Origin of the sequence: Desulfosarcina sp., assembly GCF_041551955.1 — a bacterium.
In the GTDB taxonomy this organism is placed as follows: domain Bacteria; phylum Desulfobacterota; class Desulfobacteria; order Desulfobacterales; family Desulfosarcinaceae; genus Desulfosarcina.
In genome coordinates this window covers 1-6,099 of sequence record NZ_JBFELV010000298.1, presented here as the reverse complement: position 1 = coordinate 6,099, position 6,099 = coordinate 1, and the positions used below count along the sequence as shown (strand labels likewise).

The 6,099-nt window shown below is 57.5% G+C and carries 5 protein-coding genes; 1 reads left to right on the top strand and 4 read right to left on the bottom strand.

Annotated features, from left to right (window positions below):
- Both ABYV26_RS18370 and ABYV26_RS18365 read right to left on the bottom strand, forming a co-directional pair.
- A partial coding sequence (locus ABYV26_RS18370) for a response regulator (protein ID WP_372682812.1) occupies positions 1–325 on the bottom strand: 325 nt, incomplete at its 3' end.
- Positions 315–1,754 carry a nitrogen regulation protein NR(II) gene (locus tag ABYV26_RS18365; protein WP_372682811.1) on the bottom strand — a complete coding sequence of 480 codons (1,440 nt, stop codon included), beginning with the start codon at positions 1,752–1,754 and terminating at the stop codon, positions 315–317. The genes ABYV26_RS18365 and ABYV26_RS18370, both read right to left, overlap by 11 nt.
- Positions 1,755–1,947: 193 nt before the next feature.
- Between ABYV26_RS18365 and miaA the strand changes: the two genes are divergently transcribed.
- Entirely contained in the window at positions 1,948–2,883 is a 936-nt protein-coding gene (gene miaA, locus ABYV26_RS18360) for a tRNA (adenosine(37)-N6)-dimethylallyltransferase MiaA (RefSeq protein ID WP_372682810.1), read from the top strand.
- A gap of 60 nt (positions 2,884–2,943) precedes the next feature.
- On the opposite strand, the gene ABYV26_RS18355 is transcribed toward miaA, so the two are convergent.
- Complete coding sequence (locus tag ABYV26_RS18355) at positions 2,944–4,158, bottom strand: response regulator (protein ID WP_372682809.1); 1,215 nt, start codon at positions 4,156–4,158, stop codon at positions 2,944–2,946.
- The coding region (locus ABYV26_RS18350) for a PAS domain S-box protein (RefSeq protein ID WP_372682808.1) at positions 4,151–6,099 on the bottom strand (1,949 nt) is incomplete at its 5' end. The genes ABYV26_RS18355 and ABYV26_RS18350, both read right to left, overlap by 8 nt.

The following is a 6,099-nucleotide window of genomic DNA, read 5'->3' as shown; positions in this document are numbered from 1 at the left end:
TAAACGGCTTGGGCAGGTAGTCGAAGGCCCCCATCTTCATGGTCTCCACGGCCGAAGATACCGTGGAGTAGCCGGTTATCACAATGACCAGTGTGTCCGGGTAGGCTTCTTTGACGCGGGCGAGCACCTGCATGCCGCCTAATGCGCTCATCTTCAGATCGGTAACCACCACGTCATATGGCCGGGTCTCCAGCATTTTCAATGCTTCGTAACCGTTCAAGGCAAACTCGGTCCGGTAACCCGATTTTGAAAGGATTTTAACGCAGCTGTGGCAGATGTTGGGTTCGTCATCGACGATCAGCACGAGGGCGGGATCAGGGGGCATGGTTGGTTATTTTCTCCCCAGGGAGGGTGATCGTGAAGGTGGTGCCCTCACCGACATTGCTCGTGGCTTCAATGGTGCCGCCGTGCTGCTCGATGATGCCGTGGGTGATGGCCAACCCCAGTCCGGTGCCATTATCCTTGGTAGTGAAAAAGGGGTCGAAGATCTTATTGATTTGGTTTTCGGTGATGCCCTCACCCGTATCGGAGACGACAATGTCGACAAACCCCTGGCGGTCCGACGGTTGCGTGGATACGTGAATGCTGCCGCCGGCCGGGGTCGCCTCGACGGCATTGATAATCAAGTTGATCATGGCCTGTTCGATCTGGCCTTTGTCCACCAGGGTCCGGGGCAGGTTGTCGGACAGGTCGTAAACCACGGAGACGTCCTTGAAGGCGGCCTGCTTCTGGGTGAGTGAGATGCAGGTCTCGATGATTTCGTTGAGGTTGTCGTTTTTTTTGTCCGGCTGGGTTTGCCTGGCGAAATTCAGCAGGTTGGTGACGATCTTGCGGCAGCGCAGGGCTTCGTTGGCAATCACCGACATTTCATCGTAGGTGGGGTCGTTTGGATCGAGATCCTCCTGGATCAGCATGGCCGTGGTCAGGATCGTGGTCAAGGGGTTATTGATTTCGTGGGCCACACCGGCGGACAGGCGTCCCACAGAGGCCAGTTTTTCCTGCTGCATCATCACTTTCTGGACATTGATGTCCTTGGTGATGTCCCTTGAGATCTCTACGGCACCGATCACATCGCCCTGTTCGATCAGTGGATAGGTGGAAATAGAGTAGTAAATTTTACGGCCGTCCCTGTCCAGATGGATGTGGGTCGTCTGGGAGGGTTTCTCCGATTCAAGGGTCTGGATCAACGGGCAGGGGTGATTTTCCCCTGAGCAGGGGTTTTCCAGGTGGTGGGTGATCCGGTAGCAGAACTGCCCGATGACCTGGTCCCGGGTCAGGCCGAACTTTTCTAAAAAGGCGTCATTGGTGTCGATGATACGGAAACGGTGGTCGATCACCAGCACTTCTTCTTGGATGAGGTCATTCAGGGCGACATGGTAAAGGGCGCGTGCCTCCTGCAGTTCCTGATGGGTTTTCTTCTGCATGGTGGAGACGCGTGCGATCTCCCAGAACAGTTCGGCGGTCGTGGTGGAAATGGCACGCACATCCTTGCGCTTCTTGGCCAGGATGTCATTATAGATATCCATGGATCCGGTCAGTTCGACAATGAGATCAATGTCGTCCCGGTCGAAGAAATCATCATAGCTGTTGGTGATGAACAGGCCTTTTTCCATGGCGGCAACCAGTCCCGGTGCATCGGGTCGGATATCCGCAACGGCGACGATCTTGGGATGAATTTCCTGAAAGCTGTGACGCTGAATCACGTCCATGAGGTCTTTGCAGCGTCTGCCGCCTCCCACCACTGCGATATTCATTCGGCGAACTCCCGGTTAATGGCCTGGAAGAAAGTGGATCCGTGTTTAACGGTTTTCCTTTTTATCCTTGGGTTGGGGGTATTTGTCAACAGCGCACAGCGGCAATCACCTCGGCTTGACGCGCAAAACGAATCGGGATAGAAATGGTGACACCATCTGATTTTACGGTATACCCATCCGCCACCATTGAACCATGAATGACAAGCAGACGTTCGAGGCGCCCAAGATCATCCTCATCGTCGGACCCACCGGCGCCGGCAAGACCACCTTTGCCATCGACCTGGCGCGGTGGTTTAACGGCGAGATTGTCGGAGCCGACTCCATGCAGATCTACCGCCGTATGGACATTGGTACGGCCAAACCCACGCCGGCGGAGCGGGCGGCATCCCCCCACCACATGATCGACATCGTCGATCCTGACGAGAATTTCGATGCCGCCGCCTATGCGAAGATGGCCACCGATATCATCCGGCAGACGATCGACCGGGGGCGCACCGTTTTTGTCGTGGGGGGCACCGGGTTTTACATCAAGGCGCTGATCCACGGCCTTTTCGAGGAAGGACCCTCGGACCCGACGGTTCGCCGGCGTTTGAGGCGGCAGCTGGCATCGGAGGGGGCCGCTGGCCTGGTCCGGCGGTTGCAAGCGATCGACAGCACCGCCGCCGAAAGGATCCATCCCAACGACACCTATCGCATCATCCGGGCATTGGAGGTTTTCGAGGTCACCGGTGAACCGTTAACGGTTTATCACCAGCGGCACGGATTTCGTGAGCGGCGATTCAATACGCTGGAATTCGGCCTCTCCTGGCCTCGGCCGGTGCTTTACGAACGTATCAATCGCCGGGTTGACACCATGATGGCCCAGGGCTTTTTCGATGAGGTGCGGCAGCTGATGGCCAGCGGCTACGGAAGTGACCTAAAATCCATGCAGAGCCTTGGATATCGGCACCTGGCTGCGGTGATCAGCGGCGATGCCAGCCTGACGGCGGCGGTGACGATGCTGAAGCGCGATCACCGCCGCTATGCAAAACGCCAGTTGACCTGGTTCGGATCCCGCCAGTCGGTCCACTGGTTGACTCCGGATCAAACGGAGTCGGCAGCCGAGCGGATCCGAACATTCCTTTCATGAAAGGTATCGACGCCATCTTCAGCTATCCGGCCCAATAGCCCGCGGTTTGGTGTTTATTCGTCATGCTGAACCCCCGGTTCCGGATTCTTCACCATGGGGTTTGCTTTTTGGCACTATGGGGATGAGGGGGGCAGGCTTCATTTCAGGGAGGTTTTTCGGAATTCGGACCCTGAAGAGAGACCCCTCGCCCAGTTTGCTGGCCACCGTAATCTTGCCGCCGTGCTGGCCGATGACACGATTGGCGATAAACAATCCCAAACCGGTACCTCTTCTCCCCTTGGTGGAGTAAAATAGGCTGAAAATCCGATCGCGAGTATCCCCATCCATGCCGATGCCGTCGTCGGCAATCGAAAAAACGATTTCATCGCCCGGTTCGGTGATGCTGAAATCGATTTGGTGGGTTGACATGCGGTGATCTTTCAGACAGGCGTCCACGGCGTTTTCCAGAATGTTGACCAGGGCCGCCTGCAGGTAATCGGCATCCACCTGCATGGTGCCGGCAACGCTTTCTAAATGGCACACCAGCCGGATGCCGCAGCCGTCAATGCGGGGCTGGATGACCCGAACCAGATCCTCGGCAAAGTCTGCGATCCGGACCGGAACTCGCTTCAGGTCCCGTTCCTTGGCATAGTAAAGGACATCCAGCACCATCTTGCGCAGGCGTTGGACCGTCTCCTGGGCGGCCTGGCAGCCATCTTCCACGCGCCTGAAGTCTTTTTTCTTCAACCCGGATGACACCAGGTAGAGGCCGCCGTCCAGGCTGGTGAGCAGCCCCTTCATGCCGTGGGAGACGGAACCGATCATCAAGCCCAGGGAGGCCAGGTGATCCTGGAGCTCGGTTTTCTCTTTGACCAGCTGCTCCAGGCTCCGGGTGTAATCCCGCAGTCGTCGGCGCATGGCGATCTTTTCCCGGGCCCTGCGCAGGGCGATCTCCAGCGCGTCCACATTGATCGGTTTGGTGATAAAATCGGTGGCTTCGTATTTCAGGCTTCGGATGGCCAGATTCATGTCCCCGTGGCCGGTAATCATGATCACTTCGGTCTCCGTATTTTCGTGCTTGATTTTTCGCAGCAGGCCGATGCCGTCACCCCCGGGCATCTTGATATCGGTGACCACGATCTGGGGATTTTCTTTTTGAAAGCAGTCGAAGGCGGTTGTGGCGTTTTCCGCCTCCACGGTGCGATAGCCCATGTCTTGAAGGGAAATGGCCAGGACCTCCCGGATATCCGGTTCGTCGTCGACGATCAGGATGGTATTGTCGCCGGTGTCATTCACGGGCGGACTCCGCCTTGCCGTCAGCGGAAGCGCTGGCGGCATCCGTTGCATCGATCAGCGGAAAGCGCAGGAGGAAGCAAGTGCCTTGGGAAGGGTTGGGCACCGCCTCGATGGTGCCCCCGCACTCCTTGACGATGCCGTAACTGATGGAAAGCCCCAGCCCCGTGCCCTTGCCCACCTCCTTGGTGGTGAAAAAAGGCTCGAAGATCTTCTCCGCCAAATTCTCCGGAATGCCCGTGCCCGTGTCGCAAACCCGGCATGCCACCCACGGACCCTCGATGCCCGTCCATAGGCTGATCGTCTTTTCTCCGTCGGCATCACCCGTCGGCTGATTTCCCCATTTGGATTCGATGACATCCCGGGCATTGAGCAACAGGTTGATGAACACCTGTTCCAGCCGGCTGGGGTCGGCCTGGACGCGTGGCAGCGGCTCCCGGATTTCCCAGACCACCTGGATGCCGCGCACCTTGAGCTGCTGGCTGAAAATTTCGAAGGCGCTTTTCAACACGTCATTGAGCTGAACCATGACCATCTCCATGTCCGACTTCCTGGCAAACTGGCGCATGTGGTTGATGATCCTGGCGGCCCGATCCACGTTGCCATCCACCTTGACTAGCATGGTGGCAAGGATTTCAGGGTTGATGGCCTCTGCGGCATTGAGTTTTTTCATGAAAAAACTGCTGACTGTTTTGATCACGGACAGGGGCTGGTTCAGTTCGTGAGCCACACCGGTGGCCATCTCTCCCAAGGTGGCCATCTTGCTGGCCTGGATGAGCTGCTGTTCGGTCTCAAGACGCTTGGTGATGTCGCTGGTGGTCACCAGCAGCACCTTCTGGCCGGAGTATTCTGACGGCGAGATACGGATGTTGACGAACAGTCCCTTGCCGTCACAATTCAGGTGGCGGGCCTGGTTGAGGACCGAGCAGGTGGCAACTTTGAAGGCGTAGTGGTCCTGTTCGTCGGGGGCGAACAGGCTCATGAAGGAACGGCCGATCATCTCCTCCACGCTAAACCCGTAGACGGCGGTGACGCTTTGGTTGCAGTCCACGATTTGCAGGGTCGCCACATCCAGGACGAATACCGGATTGGGGATATTGCTGAAAATGGCGTGGTACTTCTCCTCCGATTTTTGCAGATCCACTTCCAGTTGCCGGCGCTGGGTGATGTCCAGGGAGATCTCCATGGCGGCGACGATCTCGCCGTTGCCGTCCTTGATGGGTGACGTGCGCACCAGCCAGTGCTTGGGCGAACCGTCCTTGTCCAGGCCGCTCTCCTCGGCCTGGTGGGACAGACCGTCGGCGAAGGTTTTCGCCACCGGACAGGAAACGCACCGCTCCCTTCTGCCCTTGTAGGCGTGGTAGCAATAGTCGCCCGGTTCGGGGGCAAAACGCTGAGAGAACTCCCGGTTGAAGCGAAGCAGCCGATAATTGCGGTCCTGGACGGTAATCAGGCAGGGGACCCGTTCGAACAGGTTCTGGTACTCGTCCCGTTGCTTGTTCAACTCCTTCTGACTCGAAGCGATCTCGTCGGACATCTGGTTGATCGCCACTGATAGCTGACCCAGTTCGTCGGCCTGGGGCATGTTTACTTTGCTGGCGTAGTCGCCCCGGGCGATGAGACGCGTCCCGTCGATGAGGCGCTTGATCGGGTAGTTGACGAAGCGCAGCACGAATACGAAAATGATGGCTGCGGTGATGAGAAAAACAAAGCCGGCCAGGCCGATAATTCCCCTTTCTTCCATCAGGATCTCGCGATCGGTGTTTTCCAGGGAGATGACCACGTCCAGCGCGCCGAGGATTTTCTTGTCTTCGGGGTGGACGTGGCAATCACCGGTGCTGCACCCGGGTTCGTTGCAGATGGGGCTGATGATGCCTAGAAGACGAAAGCCAGATGGGGATAAAAAAATGCGGGTTCGTTCTTCCAGCGGAACCGCCGCCATGG